The 16,300-nt window shown below is 72.8% G+C and carries 14 protein-coding genes; 9 read left to right on the top strand and 5 right to left on the bottom strand.

What is annotated here, in order from left to right; genetic code table 11:
• The 3 genes from NBZ85_RS14135 to NBZ85_RS14125 form a co-directional block, all read right to left on the bottom strand.
• On the bottom strand, positions 1 to 1,146 hold a 1,146-nt coding region (locus NBZ85_RS14135; RefSeq protein ID WP_261562046.1), incomplete at its 3' end, for an amidohydrolase family protein.
• 421 nt (positions 1,147 to 1,567) lie between these two features.
• Positions 1,568 to 2,764: an LLM class flavin-dependent oxidoreductase gene (locus tag NBZ85_RS14130; protein WP_261562045.1), complete on the bottom strand. Its 1,197-nt coding sequence runs from the start codon at positions 2,762 to 2,764 to the stop codon at positions 1,568 to 1,570.
• A gap of 156 nt (positions 2,765 to 2,920) precedes the next feature.
• Complete coding sequence (locus tag NBZ85_RS14125) at positions 2,921 to 3,052, bottom strand: hypothetical protein (RefSeq protein ID WP_261554864.1); 132 nt, start codon at positions 3,050 to 3,052, stop codon at positions 2,921 to 2,923.
• A gap of 438 nt (positions 3,053 to 3,490) precedes the next feature.
• Here NBZ85_RS14125 and metK point away from each other — a divergent pair, with 438 nt between their 5' ends.
• The 4 genes from metK (at position 3,491) to NBZ85_RS14105 (ending at position 7,802) form a co-directional block, all read left to right on the top strand.
• A complete protein-coding gene (gene metK, locus NBZ85_RS14120) occupies positions 3,491 to 4,699 on the top strand; it encodes a methionine adenosyltransferase (RefSeq protein WP_261554865.1) in 1,209 nt (402 codons plus the stop codon).
• Between the two features lie 193 nt (positions 4,700 to 4,892).
• Positions 4,893 to 5,492, top strand: coding sequence for a DUF309 domain-containing protein (locus NBZ85_RS14115; RefSeq protein ID WP_261554866.1), 600 nt, complete (start codon positions 4,893 to 4,895; stop codon positions 5,490 to 5,492).
• A gap of 301 nt (positions 5,493 to 5,793) precedes the next feature.
• Positions 5,794 to 6,987, top strand: a complete 1,194-nt coding sequence (locus NBZ85_RS14110; protein ID WP_261554867.1) for a thiolase family protein — start codon at positions 5,794 to 5,796, stop codon at positions 6,985 to 6,987.
• Between the two features lie 179 nt (positions 6,988 to 7,166).
• A complete protein-coding gene (locus NBZ85_RS14105; protein WP_261554868.1) occupies positions 7,167 to 7,802 on the top strand; it encodes a TetR/AcrR family transcriptional regulator in 636 nt (211 codons plus the stop codon).
• A 61-nt stretch (positions 7,803 to 7,863) separates the two neighbouring features.
• Here NBZ85_RS14105 and NBZ85_RS14100 read toward each other — a convergent pair whose 3' ends face one another.
• On the bottom strand, positions 7,864 to 8,256 hold the full coding sequence (locus NBZ85_RS14100; RefSeq protein WP_261554870.1) for a DUF4232 domain-containing protein: 393 nt from the start codon (positions 8,254 to 8,256) through the stop codon (positions 7,864 to 7,866).
• On the opposite strand from NBZ85_RS14100, the gene NBZ85_RS14095 reads away from it, so the two are divergent.
• From NBZ85_RS14095 to NBZ85_RS14085, 3 genes are all read left to right on the top strand, one after another.
• Positions 8,192 to 8,569, top strand: coding sequence for a hypothetical protein (locus tag NBZ85_RS14095; RefSeq protein ID WP_261554871.1), 378 nt, complete (start codon positions 8,192 to 8,194; stop codon positions 8,567 to 8,569). The two genes, NBZ85_RS14100 and NBZ85_RS14095, sit on opposite strands and share 65 nt — an antisense overlap.
• A gap of 513 nt (positions 8,570 to 9,082) precedes the next feature.
• A complete protein-coding gene (locus NBZ85_RS14090) occupies positions 9,083 to 10,483 on the top strand; it encodes a hemolysin family protein (RefSeq protein WP_261559336.1) in 1,401 nt (466 codons plus the stop codon).
• Positions 10,480 to 11,547, top strand: a complete 1,068-nt coding sequence (locus NBZ85_RS14085) for a hemolysin family protein (protein WP_261559335.1) — start codon at positions 10,480 to 10,482, stop codon at positions 11,545 to 11,547. Before NBZ85_RS14090 ends, NBZ85_RS14085 begins: the two co-directional genes overlap by 4 nt.
• Positions 11,548 to 11,580: 33 nt before the next feature.
• Here the strand turns inward: NBZ85_RS14085 and NBZ85_RS14080 are convergent, their stop codons facing one another.
• Positions 11,581 to 12,402 carry a class I SAM-dependent methyltransferase gene (locus tag NBZ85_RS14080; RefSeq protein WP_261559334.1) on the bottom strand — a complete coding sequence of 274 codons (822 nt, stop codon included), beginning with the start codon at positions 12,400 to 12,402 and terminating at the stop codon, positions 11,581 to 11,583.
• A 175-nt stretch (positions 12,403 to 12,577) separates the two neighbouring features.
• Here NBZ85_RS14080 and NBZ85_RS14075 point away from each other — a divergent pair, with 175 nt between their 5' ends.
• On the top strand, positions 12,578 to 14,983 hold the full coding sequence (locus NBZ85_RS14075) for a substrate-binding domain-containing protein (protein WP_261562044.1): 2,406 nt from the start codon (positions 12,578 to 12,580) through the stop codon (positions 14,981 to 14,983).
• Positions 14,984 to 15,158: 175 nt separating this feature from the next.
• Positions 15,159 to 16,300 (top strand): serine/threonine-protein kinase (locus NBZ85_RS14070; RefSeq protein ID WP_261562043.1); only part of this gene is annotated, 1,142 nt, incomplete at its 3' end.

The raw sequence follows: 16,300 nt of genomic DNA, 5'->3' as shown, positions 1-16,300 counted from the left end.
GCACAGCCTCGCCCCCGTGGCGGTTGCCGCGAGCAACGCCTCGGGCGCCGTGAGCCCCGCCCGTCGCAGCTGGCTGATCTCGGCGAGATTGGCGCCGTGGCGGGTACGGTGCCGGGCGTCGCTGCCCAGTGCGATGGGCACCCCCGACGCGCGGGCCACGGCAATGGTCTGGGCAAGCGAGGTGGCGGTCGCCTCGGCGCGCTCCACCGCCCAGCCCGGCAGCACGCCGGTGCTCGCCAGCGCGGCCAGGTCACGGTAGGGCGTCAGGGTCGGCACCAACGTCACACCGCGGACGGCCATCGCCGCGGCAGCACGTTCACTCAGCCCGAGGCCGTGCTCGACGGAACGCGCGCCGGCGGCGACCGCCGCCACGACCGCCCGCTCGCCGAGGGCGTGCATCATCACCGGCCGGCGGTAACGGGTCGCCTCGGCGACCGCGGCGGCCAGTTCCGACTGGCCGAACTGGAAGTCCGGGCTGCCCGGACGGGTGGACATCACCCCACCGCTGGCGTAGATCATCACCCAGTCGGCTCCGGCCCGCAGCACGCCACGCACGGCGGCGGGCAGGCCGCCCGCCTCGACGACCGAGTGTGGCGGCCGACCGGGATAGTCGGGGCCGAGGACATCGTCGGCGGACTCCAACCCGGGGCCGAGGATGCCCCCGTCACCGTGGCGCCCGGAGCGGCTCAGCGCGACGATGCTGACCGCGAGCCGCGGGCCCGGCACGCTGCCCGCCGCGAGCGCGTCGCGGACACCCGCGTCGGCGCCGCCGGCGTCGCGCAGATAGGTGACGCCGCCCTGCAACGACGCCCGCAGCGCGTCCGCCGTCTGCAGGTAGCGTGCGGACAGCGGGGCCGTCACCAGCTCGAACTGGTCGTAGGTCGACTGGGTCACATGCGCGTGGCAGTCAACGACCCCGGGCATCAGCCACAGGTCGCGGGCGTCGATGTCGACAGCGTCCCGGTCGAGGCCTAGCCGGGGCCCGACGGCCCGCACGACGCCATCGCGCACCGCGATGTCGAGCGGCTCACCGAATCGGCCGGTCGCGTCGAGGGCGTGCGCCGCACGCAGCGTGAAGCTGGTTCCCGCGGGCCCGGGCCGGCCGGGAGGCCCGGGCTGTTCGGATGATGCAAGGGGACTGGTCATGACCAACGCCATTCCTGCCGGTGTCGACGACCTTCCGCCCCGGGTAACCGGTCGGCTCCGAGCTCCGGTCCGGCGACGGCCCGGCCCGAGGGTCAGGCGCCGTCAGACCCGTGGCCCGGGAAGGTCAGGGAGGCTGGGGACGTCAGCGGGGACAGGCGGTCGCGCTGACCCGGCAGGTGTCGATGTGCCGACGGTGCGTGAGCTCGTGCATTCCGGCACCGGAGCGAGGACGCGGCGCCGCCGCGATCCCAGACCGACCGCCGAACACGAGGCCTCCTCCACCGTCACCCGCGCGGGCCGAACATTAACCCGCGGATGTCGCCGCTCCCGGCGTGACTCACCGACGTCCACCGTAGCCAGCGCTCAGGACCGACGCAAAGGGATGCCGGCCCTGAGCCCAGGCTCGGCCGCTCCCGGACGATCAGTGCCATTCCCCGGCGAGCAGCTCATACGAGCGCACCCGGTCCGCGTGGTCATGCGCGATCGTCGTGATGATCAACTCGTCCGCTCCGGTGACGTTGCGCAACGTCTCCAGCTTGCGCACGACGGTGGCGGGACCACCGACGAACTGGGTCTCGACCCGGTCGGCGACGAGGGCGCGTTCCTCCGGGGTCCACCGGTGGGCCGCCGCCTCGGCCGGGCTCGGGAAGGGGCGGGCCCCCTCGCCGGACCGGATGCTCAGCACCCACAGCCCGTAGGGCGAGGCGAGCTCGGCGGCCGTGTCGTCATCCGGGCCGACGACCACGTCCGCCGAAACCATCACGTAGGGCCGGTCAAAGGTCGCCGACGGGACGAAGGCGTCCCGGTAGGCCCGCACGGCCTCGAGCACCGAGGCCGGCGCGACGTGGTAGTTCGCGACGAAGGGCAGGCCCAGCTCGCCGGCCGTTCGGGCGCTCACGCCCGCGCTGGAGCCGAGAACCCAGATCTGCAGGTCGGCCCCCTCCGCAGCCGGCACTGTCAGGCGCTCGCCCTCGGCGGTCCGGTAGTCGCCCCGCAGGAACGCCTGAATGTCGCGGACCTGCTGGCCATACTCGTCTCCGGCGCCCGGCCGGTAGCCGACGAGCGCGAACTGGCGGCGCAACCGTTCGGCGTTCACCCGCATCCGGGGCGGCGCCGGCAACAACAGCCCGTCGATGACAGTCGCGGCGGGAGCGGGCGCAGCGGGAGCGGGCGCAGCGGGAGCGGGCGCAGCGGCAGGCTGGTCGGATCCGGGCGGCTGGCCATTGCCGTTCGCCGTGGCGAACAACCGATCGACGGCGGGACGCCCAAGCCCGAGATCGATCCGGGCCGGATGGATCTGGGCAAGGGTGCCGAATTCCTCCACGACGGTCACCGCGGTGTGATGACCCATCTGGACCGCTCCCGAGCCGACCCGGATCCGGGTCGTCGCATCGGCCACGAGCGCGATGACCACCGCCGGCGCCGAGGAGACGACACCGGGCACCAGATGATGCTCGGCGAGCCAGTACCGGTGGTAGCCGAACTTCTCGGTACGCCGGGCGAGGTCGAGGGTGTTGCGCAACGCGTCGCCCGCGGACGCGCCCTGCGACCGGGGCGACAGGTCGAGCACGGACAACGGCACGCGCCCGGCCTGGGACACGCGATCGGCCTGGGACATGAGCACGCCACCTCCGCGCGGCGACCCGGCCCGACGAGGACGACCGATCCACGGGGCGGGACGCCACATGACAGTGAGTAAGAACGCGACGGACGCCGGCCGCTGCGCCCCACGCGGCGGCCGCACGGCGGCGCGACGCCAGGAACCAGCGACAAGTCAACAACAGAGACGGCTGGCGACCCGCATGAGGTCGACCGCCCGCCGACGCACGAGCGGGACCCGGCGGCGTACCACCACCGCGGGCCGGCCGGCCGCGGCCCAGGACGCGAAGTCGTCCAGGACCGGCATGATCCCACTTTGGCATGACGGCCGCGGTGAGACAAGCCGCGCCCACGGCCCGGCGCTGTTGACGTCGACTCGGCGCCCGTGATGGGATCATCACGTGCAGCGCTCGGCCGTCCTCGTCACGCGTGATCACGTTGACTTCGCCCTCGTGAGCTCCGCCATCTGTACTGCGCGCTGAGCCGCGCGAAGTCCTCGCACGCTCAGCGCACTCCTGGGGTCCGTCAGCACCCGGATGCCCCGCCGATGTCGCGAGGCGGCCGGTGACCATCGTCGCGTAAGTCCGCCAGCTCTGTTCTTCCGTGCGGACTCTTTCGCGGCGCAGCGCACCGGCCCCACATCCCGATCATCCAGCGCCAGCCAGATGCGGCGCCCGGGGTCTGGGCGGCCCGGCCCCTTCTCCCGACGCATCGAATCTTCCGACACATCAAAACGAGGTCCCCTATGTCCCGCCGCCTGTTCACTTCGGAGTCCGTAACCGAGGGTCATCCCGACAAGTTGGCCGATCAGATCAGCGACGCTCTGCTCGACGCCTACCTGGCCGCCGATCCGACCTCCCGGGTCGCGGTCGAGACCTTGCTGACCACGGGTCACGTCCACGTGGCCGGCGAGGTCACCAGCTCCGCCCACGTGGACGTGACCTCGGTGGTGCGACGCACGCTCACCGAGATCGGCTACGACGCCGCGACCGGCTTCGACGGGGCCACCGTCGGCGTGCTGGTCTCGATCGGCGCGCAGTCCCCCGACATCGCCCAGGGCGTCGACAGGGCCTACGAGGCCCGGGTCGAGGGCGGCGAGGATCTGCTCGCCCAGCAGGGCGCCGGCGATCAGGGAATCATGTTCGGCTACGCCAGCGACGAGACGCCCGACCTGCTCCCACTGCCGATCACCCTGGCGCACCGGCTCGCCCAGCGGCTGTCCCAGGTCCGCCACGAGGGCGTGCTGCCCTACCTGCGCCCGGACGGCAAAACCCAGGTGACGATCGAGTACGACGACGACGACCGGCCGGTGCGGCTGGACACCGTCGTGGTCTCGGCGCACCACGCCGCGGACGTCGACCTCGCGAGCCGCCTCATCCCCGATATCCGCGACCAGGTCATCACGCCCGAGCTCAAGCGGCTGGCGGAGGAGAACCTCGGCCTGGAGGTGGACGGCTACCGGTTGCTGGTCAACCCGACCGGCCGGTTCGAGATCGGCGGCCCGATCGGCGATGCGGGCCTGACCGGCCGAAAGATCATCATCGACACCTACGGCGGGTACGCCCGTCACGGCGGTGGCGCCTTCTCCGGCAAGGACCCGTCCAAGGTCGACCGGTCGGCCGCCTACGCGCTGCGCTGGGTCGCCAAGAACGTCGTCGCGGCCGGCCTGGCCCGCCGGGCGGAGCTCCAGGTCGCCTACGCAATCGGGAAGGCCGAGCCGGTGGGCCTGTTCGTCGAGACCTTCGGCACCGAGACGCTGCCGGTGGCCGAGATCACCCGGGCTGTCACCGAGGTTTTCGACCTGCGGCCCGCTGCGATCATCCGCGACCTCGACCTGCTGCGGCCGATCTACCTCCAGACCGCGGCCTACGGCCATTTCGGCCGGCCGCTACCCGACTTCACCTGGGAGCGCACCGACCGCGCCGACGCGCTGCGCGCCGCCGCCGGCCGCTAAGCCGCAACGCCGCAACGCCCGGGCCCCTCCCCCGGTGCCCGTCGCGATCCCGCGGGCACCGGGGACCCGCGGGCACCGGGAACCCGCGGTCCGTCGCGATTGCGGCCGGCCGGGGCACCGACGCGCGCCCAGACCGGCCACCCGGCGCCGCAGCGCAGGACAAGCCCCCGACCTGCTGGTCACACTGGCCGAGATGACCACTTCCAGAGACCCCGGGCACCCCGACGGCGGTGAGCTCGTGCGCCACCGTCCAGGCGGAGGCGACTTTCTCGACCCAGTAGCCCAGATCGCCGAACGGCCCCGCGACGCACTCGGTCGTTTCCTGCCGCCGGGGGTGGCCGGAGTACCGCCGCTGGAGCTGCCGACCTCGCTGCCGCCGCGGGCCACGCTCGCCGCCGCCCAGCATCTGCTGGACACCGGCCATCCCTTCCAGGCACACGAGGTGCTCGAGGTGGCCTGGAAGTCCGCGGGCGACGTCGAACGTAACCTGTGGCGCGGGCTGACCCAGCTCGCCGTCGGAGTCACCCATCTGGCCCGCGGCAACATCCGTGGCGGCGTGGCCGTGCTGGGCCGCGCCTCGGACAACCTGGCTCCCTATGCCGAGTACCCGCCGCATGACGTGGACGTCGCCGGCCTGCGCGGGTGGATCGCCGACCGCGTGGCCGCCGTCGGGCGCGCGCATCCGCAACCGCCCTGCGCCACGGCCGGGCCGGCTGCCTCGGCCGACCCTCAGCCCGGCGGGAACGGGCCCCCCGGCGCCCCCGTCGGCCGTCCACCGAGACTGGTCCGTTGACGTTCCTGGCGGCGTGGACACGTTGTGGTCCCCGTCTCGTCTGGAATTGTCAATCCAATCTTCCTGTTGAGGCAGCAGAAGCAGTCTCGTAGCGTCAGCTCGAACGGTCGCGAAGCAGAACACAGCAGCCATCCGCCCGGCGCAGGCACGGCCGGCCGGCGGTAGGACCGCACACGTCAGCGCGGTCCGTGCGATGGTCTACTTAGCGAGCGCTAGACATCGGCGCGAATGCTGGACATCAGGTGGGCGGCACGGACAGGGTGGCGGATCGGTCTGCCACGCTGGTGACGAGGGAGATCCCATGGAAAACGCAGTCATCGTCGATGCGGTCCGGACGGCGTCGGGTCGTGGCAAGCCCGGTGGGGCACTGTCCGAGACCCACCCGGTGGAGCTGCTGGCCACCGTGCTCAAGGCGCTGGTCACGCGCAACGACCTCGACCCCGCGCTGGTCGACGACGTGATCGCGGGCTGTGTCGGCCAGGTCGGCGAGCAGTCGCTGAACATCGGTCGCACCGCCCTGCTGTCCGCGGGCTTCCCCGAGTCGGTGCCCGCCACGACCATCGACCGCCAGTGCGGGTCGAGCCAGCAGGCCGCCCACTTCGCCGCGCAGGGCGTCATCGCGGGGGCGTACGACATCGTCATCGCCAGTGGAGTGGAGTCGATGAGCCGGGTGCCGATGGGCGCCGCGGTCATCGGCCAGGACCCCAACGGCCCCGGGTTCCGCGCCCGTTACCCGGAGGGCCTGGCCAACCAGGGCATCGGTGCCGAACTGATCGCCGCGCGCTGGAAGCTCAACCGCGAGGACCTCGACGCCTTCTCCGCTCGTTCGCACCAGCTCGCCGCGGCCGCGGCGGCGGCCGGCGACTTCGCAGGCGAGATCGTCCCGGTGGAGATCACCCTGCCGGACGGCACGAAGACCCAGCACCTCGTCGACCAGACCGTCCGGCCCACGACCACCTTCGAGGGCCTGCAGCAGCTCAAGCCGTCCTTCTACAGCGAGCAGTGGGCGGCGCGCTTCCCGGAGATCTCCTGGAGCATCACCCCGGGCAACTCCTCACCGCTGACCGACGGCGCCTCCGCCTTGCTGATCATGAGTGAGACGAAGGCCAACGAACTCGGCCTGCGGCCCCGGGCCCGCTTCCACACCTTCGCGTTGGCCGGCGACGACCCGCTGCTCATGCTGACCGCCCCCATCCCGGCGACCCGCAAGGCCCTCCAGCGCTCCGGGCTGTCCATCGACGACATCGACGCCTTCGAGGTCAACGAGGCGTTCGCGCCGGTGCCCCTGGCCTGGGCCCGTGACACCGGGGCCGACCCGGCCAAGCTCAACCCGCGTGGCGGGGCGATCGCGCTCGGCCACGCCCTCGGCGGCTCGGGTGCCCGCCTGCTGACCACCATGCTCAACTACCTGGAGGCCACCGGCGGCCGTTACGGCCTGCAGACGATGTGCGAGGGCGGCGGCATGGCCAACGCCACCATCATCGAACGCCTCTGACGGTCGCAGCGGGTGACGCGGTGCCGTCGGCGGCCTGGCCCGTCGGCGGCACCAGCCCGGAGATCGACCACCCCGGCCACGCCGGAGCGGTGGATCGACTCCCCGTAGGTGGTCCGGATCCATCCGCGGCACCGCCCGGTCCACACTGGACGGGACCAGCCACGTCCGGGAGGCCCATCGTGACGGCAGGACCCGTGCTGAAGGCGGCGAACTGGCGCGAGTTCGCCCCGCCCCAGCTCACCCCGATCCTGCAGGGTGCGATGGACGCTCTCTACGAGCACGGGTATCACGGCACGACGGTGCGCGACATTGCGCGCCGAGCCGGCGTCACGGTGCCCGCGCTCTACTACCACTACGCCAGCAAGCAGGGCATCCTCGTGGCGCTGCTGGACCTGGGGATCGAGGACGCGCTCGGCCGGGCCCGCGCCGCGCTCGCCGAGGTGGGCGAGGACGCACCCGTGCGCGCCCGCTTCGTCGCGTTCGTCGAGTCGATGACGCTGTTCATGGCGCACCGGGTGCGCATGGCCGTGCTCGACTCCGAGCTGCGCTACCTGGAGCCGGCGAACCGCCGCGGCTACGCCGCGAAGCGCAAGGAGCTCGAGACCCTGCTACTCGACATCCTCGTCGACGGCAACAGCAGCGGGATGTTCCAGATGACCAGCCCCGCGGACACCTCCCGGGCGCTGCTGGGCATGCTGCGTTCGATCACCGGCTGGTACCACCCGGACGGGCCCCTCACCCCGGTGGAGATCAGCAGACGCTATGTCGACATCGCCCTGAGCACCGTCGGTGCCGCCGGCCCCACCTCCGGCTGACCACCGCCACCATGGAGGTCGGCGGCGGCCAGCGGGTACGGCGGTCAAGCGGGTACGGCGGTCAGCGAGTGAAGGCTGTTACGGACAGCTGCTGCACGGTCGGACTGCTGCAGGCCGAGACGCCGGGCAGCGTCAGCCGCAGGGCCGTCGTGTTCGCCGGCGGGAAGATCCGCAGTGCCGCGACGGGTGTGCTCTGCCCCGGTTCGGTGCAGCCCTCCTGGATGCCGGGGTGCACGGTGCGCAGAGTCGCCGTGGCCGAGGCGCCGGGGGCCAGCCGGACCGTCGAACCCGCCGGCCCGGACCGGACCGCGGCCGCGCCGACCTGACGGCCCGCGGCGTCGAGGTAGGAGACGCCGGGGAAGCCGCGCACCGCGCAGGACGTGGTGCCGATGTTGGTCAGCACCAGGTTCTCGTATGTGCTGCCGGCCGCACCCTCACCGTCAGCGGAGCGCACCGCCAGCCGGGAGGTGGGGCACAGCCCGCCGGCCGGCGCGGTGACACCCGCGGCCGGGACCGTCGAGGCCGGCGTGGCGGTGGCCGTCGTCGGAGTCGCGGTCGAGATCGGAGTCGGGGTCGAGATCGGAGTCGGGGTGGCTGACCATCCGGCGGGTGGGCCACCGCGGGGCGCGATCACCGTGGCGGGGGCCTTCGCCCCCGCGGAGCTCCCAGCGCAGGCTGTGGCCAGCGTCAGGGTCACAGCCCCCAGCAGGAGCATCACCCTCGACGCGATCACCGGCGTCGGCCGCGGTCCCGGTGTCGCCGGGTAAGGAAACCAGCCCACCCTGCGGTGGGAGGGGCGTGCGGGCGCCCGATCGGGCGGGGTGGGGATCGACGCGGACCGTGTCTGGAGCCAATGCATGGCGACCTCCTCGTCCGGCGGCTGGGTGGCGGCACCCGGCGACGTCACCCGCCTTCTTCCCGCTGTCACACTCCGTGACACGTGAGGAATTCCGGCGTATCGGAACCGGACTGCTTTCTCCCATCCTGACGGCCGCCCAGGCCCACGACTCGCCGACCCGGCCTCCCCGACGGCCGGCGTCCGGCCCTCGGGACAACGCAGTGATCTACTACCGAACACCGCTCGAGGTCTGGACCGTCCGGCGACCACAGGTCATCGTGAAACGGACGGGCTGCCCGGCGCGTTGGACCCGCGCGATGCGGGTAAGGCCAGCGCGGCGGGCCGACCCGGACCAAACGGAAGGGATCATGAGGGACTCCGACGACGCCGGATGTAGTTCCGGCCGGCCCACGCGTGGGGAAGCGCCCGCGGGGGTCGACCGATGATCGAGGCGCTTCTACTGATTCTCGGCCTGGCTCTTGTCGCCACCTGCGGGGTCTTCGTGGCGGCCGAGTTCGCCCTCGTCACCGCTGACCGGCCGACGGTGGAAAGAGCCGCCGACCGGGGCGAGCGAGGCGCCCGGGGTGTGCTCGCCGCGTTGCGCGGCCTGTCCACCCAGCTGTCCGGGGCCCAGCTCGGGATCACGATCACGAACCTGGCGATCGGTTTTCTGACCGAGCCCGCCATCGCCGACCTGCTGCGCGGGCCGCTGACCTCGCTCGGCGCCGCCGACGGGCTGGCCGACGCATTGTCCGTGGTGGTCGCGATGGTGCTCGCCACCGCGGTGACGATGGTCTTCGGCGAGCTCGTGCCGAAGAACCTGGCGCTGGCCCATCCGCTCGCCACGGCCAGGGCGGTGCAGGGGCCGCAGCGGATGTTCACCCGGGCCACGGGTCTGATCATCCGCTTCCTGAACGCGACCGCGAACGCCGTGCTGCACCGGCTCGGCATCGAGCCGCACGAGGAGCTGGCCTCGGCCCGCTCCGCCCAGGAGCTGTTCTCCCTGGTTGGCCGGTCCGCCGAGCACGGCACCCTGTCGCAGGAGACGGCGACGCTGGTGCAGCGTTCGCTGCTGTTCGGCGACCGGACCGCCGAGGATGTGATGACCCCTCGGATGCGGATGCGCACGGTGCACGCCGACGAGCCGGTCAGCGAGGTCATCACCCTCACCCGGCGGACGGGCCACTCCCGGTTCCCGGTGCTCGGCGAGGACAGCGACGACGTCGTGGGAGTGATCCACATCAAGAACGTGGTCGGCGTCCCCGAGGACGATCGGGAACGCACGCCGGTGCGCGAGGTCATGGTCGCGCCGGTGACGGTTCCCTCCACGCTCCTGCTGGAGCCGCTGCTGGAGACGCTGCGCGCCGGCGGGCTGCAGATGGCCATCGTCGTCGACGAGTTCGGCGGCACGGACGGCCTGGTCACCGCCGAGGACCTGATCGAGGAGATCGTCGGCGACGTCGTCGACGAGCACGACCGGGTCTCCCCCCGGGCCCTGCGCCGTCACGACGGCACCTGGCTGCTGTCCGGCCTGCTGCGGCCTGAGGAGGCAAGCAACATCACCGGGATCGGGATCCCGACCGACGACACCTACCAGACGCTCGGCGGGCTCGTGGCCCGTGCGCTCGGTCGTATCCCCCGGGCGGGGGACGCGGCGGCCGTCGAGGGGGTGCGCTACACCGTCGAAAGGATGGACGGCCGGCGGGTGGACCGGATCCGGCTCGAGCCGGTGGCCCCGGCGGGGGTCACGGTGGCGGATGACCCGGCTGCGGCGAGACGGCCCGCCGGGACGCGGGACCGCGAACGATCCGCGGGTCACCGCGAGCAGGTGGCGCAGCGATGAGCGGCCTGCTGGCGATCGCCGCCACGATCCTGCTGCTGGTGCTCAACGCGCTGTTCGTCGGCGCCGAGTTCGCCCTGATCTCCGCTCGGCGCACGAGCATCGAGCCGATGGCGCAGGCGGGTTCCCGGCTGGCGAGGATCACCCTCGGCGCGATGGAGAACGTCTCGGTGATGCTCGCCGGCGCGCAGCTTGGCGTCACCGTCTGCACCCTCGGGCTGGGTGCGCTCGGCGAGCCGGCGATCGCGGACCTGCTGCACGGCCCCTTCGAGGCAGCCGGGCTGCCCTCGGCGCTGCTGCACTCACTGTCCTTCGCGATCGCGCTGATCGCAGTGACCTTCCTGCACGTGGTCGTCGGCGAGATGGTTCCCAAGAACATCGCGCTCGCCCTGCCGGATCGGGCCGTGCTGCTGCTGGCTCCGTTGCTGGTCGGCATCGTCCGGCTGGGCAAGCCGGTGATCATGCTCCTGAACGCGGTGGCGAGCATGTCGCTGCGGATCGTCGGCGTCGAACCGAAGGACGAGGTGGCCAGCGTGTTCACCCGCGACGAGGTGGCCGGCCTCATCGAGCAGTCGCACCGTGAGGGTCTGCTCGCCGCCGACGAACACGAGCTGCTGACGGGGGCGTTGTCGTTCGAGGAGCGCACGGCGCGCGCCGTGCTGCTCGCCCCGGACGGGCTGGTCACGGTCCCCCCGACGATCACTCCCCGGCAGGTCGAGCGACTCGCCGCCCGCACCGGGTTCACCCGTTTCCCCGTGCACGACCCCGGCGACGAGATGCTTGGCTACCTGCACCTGAAGGACGTGCTGGAGACGCGGCCGGAGCGGCGGTCGAGCCCGGTGGCCGCGAAGTGGATCCGGCCGCTGGCGCACGTCGGCGCCGACGACAGCCTGCGCACGGCACTCGCGACGATGCAGCAGTCCGGCGCCCATCTCGCCCGGGTCACCGACGCGCAGGGCTCCGTGCTGGGACTCGTCGCGCTGGAGGACATCCTCGAGGAACTGGTCGGCAAGATCCGCGACGATGTGGTCCGCGACGGGCATCGCAACGAGCACCAGCCCGCCTGACCGGACCGGACAGGCCGCGGACGTGGCCCGCGGTCAGGCCCGTCGAGGGCCGCGGGCCACGATGACGGCCATCGAGGGGGCCCACCAGTAGCTGCAGTCCTCCGGTGGCCGCAGCCCGTCGACGATCTGGACGCCGAACGTGCGGAAGTGGCGCAGCAGCGCGCGCTGGTGCCGGCGGGCGACCGAGTCGATCTCGTTGGAGTAGTAGGTGAACGCGCCGCCGTCGGCCAGGGCCGCCGCGGCCGGCGCGAAGAAGTGCTCGGCGAAGGTCGCGTCGCGCATGACGTACTCGTCGACCTCGGTCTCGTCCATGGGATACGTGTCGAACAGGACGCCGTCGAACCGGCCGAGCCCGGGCAGGACGTCCTGCCAGCGACCGGTGACGATCTCCACACCGCGCCGGCTGTCAGCCCGCGCCCACTGCCCGGCGACCTCGGCTGTCCGCGGGTTCGCCTCCACGATGACGTGGCGGGCGGGGCCGATCTCCTGCACGAACCCGGCGGACAGCCCGAGACCGAAACCGATCTCCAGCACCGTGCTCCCCCGCGCGGTGACCGCCTGCGCCAGCGCCCGCATCAGCGGCGCCTCCCAGGTCTGCATCACCTCCTGGCCGGAGACGAGCAGGGTGCCGTCGACCACCGCGGGCGCGGCCGCGTCGATGGCGGTGTCGATGCGCGGGCGGGCGGCGCCCGGGACCATGCCGGCGGCCGCGGCGTCCAGCGCACCGAGATCGGCGACGAACTCGTCCAGGGCCCGGTCGAGCAGGAACTGGCGGGGCTCCGCGGACATCGGGTCGAGCAGGGACTGCGTGGTCGGGTTCAGCGTCACCTCGAACTTCGCGGCACGGCGGAGCACGCGGCCTCCCGGGTCAGGGCGCGCCGGGTACGGCCCGGCATCCAATTCGTATCGTAGAGCGATCAATCCATTTCTACCGGCGATCGGTGGGTGTGGACGGTTATGATCAGGGCACGCTTCGGCGCAGACGGGGGATTGCGCCGAGGTAAGCGGCACAGATACCTCGGGGGAATGCGTGCGGTACCAGCTTGGCATCAGTCCCGGCGTCGACGTCACCACGGCTGCCATCGCGGAGAACGGGTGGCCGTCCGCCTTCGCCGCCGAGGGCGAACCGCAGATTCCGACCGTGCTCCATCTCGCCCCCGACGGCACGGTGCGCATCGGCCGCTCGGCCGCCCGCCTGCGCGCCGGTCAGCCGGAGCAGACCGCCGACGGCTTCGTGCACTGGCTCGGCGACTCGACGCCGATCCTCGTCGGCGGGATCGGCTACACCGCCTCGGCGCTGCTCGCCCGCTTCCTCGACGCGGTGATCCGCACGGCCACCGCCCAGCGCGGTCAGCCACCGGAACTGGTCGTCGTGACCTGCCCGGCGACCTGGCCAGCACGCCGGCAGGAGGGGCTCGCGGACGCGCTCGCACGGTTGGAGACCGCCGCGCCGGTCGTCGCCCGCAGCTCCGCGGAGGCGATGGCCGCCCTGTTCTCGCAGACCACTCCCGTGGCCGACGGGCGCGGCGTGGCGACCTACCAGCTCGGCTCGCACTGGTTCGAGGCGGCGGTGTTCACCGCGACGGCCGGCGGCTATGTGCCCGTCGGTTCCCCGGTGGGGCTCGCCGACGTGTCGACCTCGATGCTCGACGACCTTCTCTACGCCCACGTCGCCGGGCTGGTCGGCGATGGCGGCGGCCTGCGCGGCGGCCCGCGGGCCTCGGCCGACGGCGCCCGCCTCGGCGCGGCCTGCGCCGGCGCCCGGGAGGTCCTGGCCGAGGAGACGTTCGCCGACATCGCCGTGCCCACCGGCGACGCGACCACCGTGGTCCAGGTCAGCCGGGACGACTACGAGTCGCTCGTCCGGCCGTTGCTCGATGACTCGATTCGCGCGCTGTCCCGGGCGGTGCGCGCCGCGGCGAGCGACACCGGCGCGCTCGGCCTGCTGGCGGTCTACGGTCCGGGTGCGCGAATTCCGCTGGTCAGTCGGCTGCTCGGCGAGCACTTTCCGGACGTGGGCCGGCTGGAGATCCGCCACGACGGCGAGTTCGCCCTGGGGGCGGCGCTGCTCGGCGCGCGCGACGCCGTGGCCAAGCCGGCGAACTCGGAGACGGTGCTGCTCGGTCCGGCCGCCTTCGCGACGATCCCACCGCCGAGCGCGCCACCGGTCATCGGGCACACCCCGCCACCGGAGCCGGCGCCGTCGGGGCCCCCCGACCCGCGGGCCGTCGACGGCGCGTCCCACGTGCCGGTGCCCGGGGGCGCGTCGGCGGGTGCCGCGGCCGCGGCGTCGGGTGAGGGCGCCCAGGCGTCCGCGGCCGGCGGGCGCCGGCGCTGGTCGGCGGGCGGTCGGCCGAGGCGCCGGCTCCTGGCGGGCGTGCTGGCGCTGGTCGTGTTCATCGCCGGAAGCGTCACTCTCGGCCTGTTTCTGACCGGTGGGGGCGACGGCACCTCGGTGACCGCCGCACTGCCCCGCTCGACGGTCGACCAGCATCCCCAGCTACCCGCCGACACGATGCGCGCCGCCGAACGGGCGGCCGGGATCGTCGGCGGGGCGGGCGTCGGCAGGGCGGGCGTCGGCGGCGGAGCCGTCGACGCCAATGCGGTGATCACGACAGGTTCGGCGGAGGTGGCCGCGATCACCGGGACGGCGTACAGCCTGTTCCGCGAGTCGGCGAAGGGCGTCACCGTCCGCGTCGGCAGCACCGACACGGACGACGGCTTCCAGCAGGTCTGCGCCGGCCAGGCAGACATCGTCGGGGCCTCCTACGCGCTGTCCGACAAGGCCTGCGGGGCCCGGGTCGCCGGCTTCGAGATCGCCCACCACCTGCTGCCGATCGTGGTGAGCAGGCAGAACACCTGGGTGCAGTGCCTGACCGCGGCGCAGGTCGGCCGCATCTGGGCGCGGGACTCGACGGTGACCACCTGGAACCAGGTCGATCCGAGCTTTCCGAACGTTCCGCTGTCACCCATCGGCCCCGCGGCGTCGACCGTCCACGCCAAGGTGTTCCTCGCCAGCATGACCGGCAGCTCGACGAACACCCGCGCCTACGAGACCCGGGAACTCGACGAGATCCCGGCCCGGGTCGACGGCGACCGCGGCGCCATCGCCTTCATGGACTACTCGAACTTCCTGACCACGAACCGGGCGGTGCGCGCCATCAAGCTCGACTCCGGCCGCGGCTGCGTCGAGCCGAACGCGCTCACCGCCGGCACCGGCATGTACATGCCGCTGTGCAAGCCGCTGTACCTCTACGCGAACAAGGCATCGCTGCGCAAGCCGGCGGTGGCCGCCTTCCTGCGGTACTACCTGCAGAACCAGAAGGAGATCACGTCCCAGGCACACTACATCGCCCGCGACGACGCCACGGTGCGTGACAATATCGCCATCGTGCAAAACCTGACGGCCGGCGTTCCCGCCGTGAAACCGGCTTAGCCGCCCAGAAGGCGGCGCATCGGTCGCGAACACGTCAATGATGGTCTGATCTGGAGACGCTGCACTACATCATCACCTGGTATGAACATGGGGTCAGACGGACGCCGCGACCGGCGTGCCGTGATTGCGGGGCGGGGCATGCGGGGCCGAGTCGGCCCCGCGGGAGTGGGGCACGGTGACGGGGACGACACCACCGCCGTTGTCCGGGAACACGGCGCGCCCGCTGCAGCCCGAGGATCCTCGCCGCCTCGGCACCTACCAGGTGATCGGCCGACTCGGCCAGGGTGGGATGGGCACGGTGTTCCTCGGCCGGGCCCCCGACGGCACCGCGGTGGCCATCAAGGTGATCCGGCCGGAACTCGCACAGCGCCCCGAGTTCCGTGCCCGGTTCGCCCGGGAGGCCGAGAGCGCCCGCCGGGTGCGCCGGTTCACCACCGCGGCCGTGCTCGACGCCGACCCCCACGGCCCGCAACCGTATCTCGTGACCGAGTTCGTCGAGGGCCCGACGCTGTCCCGGCACGTCTCGGTCCGGGGGCCGATGCGGCCCGCCGACCTCGAGCAGCTCGCCGTCAGCGTCACCACCGCGCTGAGTGCGATCCACGCCGCCGGGATCGTGCACCGGGACCTCACCCCCGGCAACGTGCTGCTGTCCCCGGTCGGCCCGAAGGTCATCGACTTCGGGCTGGCCCGCGAGTTCAACGCCGACACCGAGCTCAGCCGGAACGTGCGCCAGGCCATCGGGACGCCCGGCTACATGTCGCCCGAGCAGATTCTCGATGCGCCGATCACCTCGGCGGTCGACGTCTTCTCCTGGGGCGCGGTCATGGTCTTCGCCGCCACCGGCCAGCCGCCGTTCGGCACCGGCCGGATGGAGGCGATCCTCTACCGGATCATCAATGAGCCGCCTCGGCTCGACGGCATCAGCGGGGAACTGCGTGGCCTCATCGAGGTCGCGATGGCGAAGGACTCCGCGGCCCGACCGAGCGCGGAGGAGCTGCGCACGGCGCTGATCGGTGGTGGGGCGCTGCCCGCTCGACCGGCGCCCGGGGCAACGCCGGACGAGCCCGCCGAGAACTCCGCCGCCCAGCCCCGGCGATGGGGCCGGCATGGCCGTGGCGCCGCAGCCCCGAGCCCGGCAGCGCGACCACCCGGCACAGCAGGTCCCGAAGGCCCCACGGGGCGCATCGCGGGGGCAGGATTCACCGGCTCGGCGGTGCCGCCGTACACGGCCGGTGGTGGTCCACCGGCCGCGGCGATGCCGGTGACCCAGCTGTCGCCGGCGCCGCTGGCATTCCCACCCCCGGTCCCCCCTTGGGC

The organism is Frankia tisae, assembly GCF_025403405.1.
Lineage (GTDB): Bacteria > Actinomycetota > Actinomycetes > Frankiales > Frankiaceae > Frankia > Frankia tisai.
This window is presented reverse-complemented; position numbering and strand designations above follow the sequence as displayed.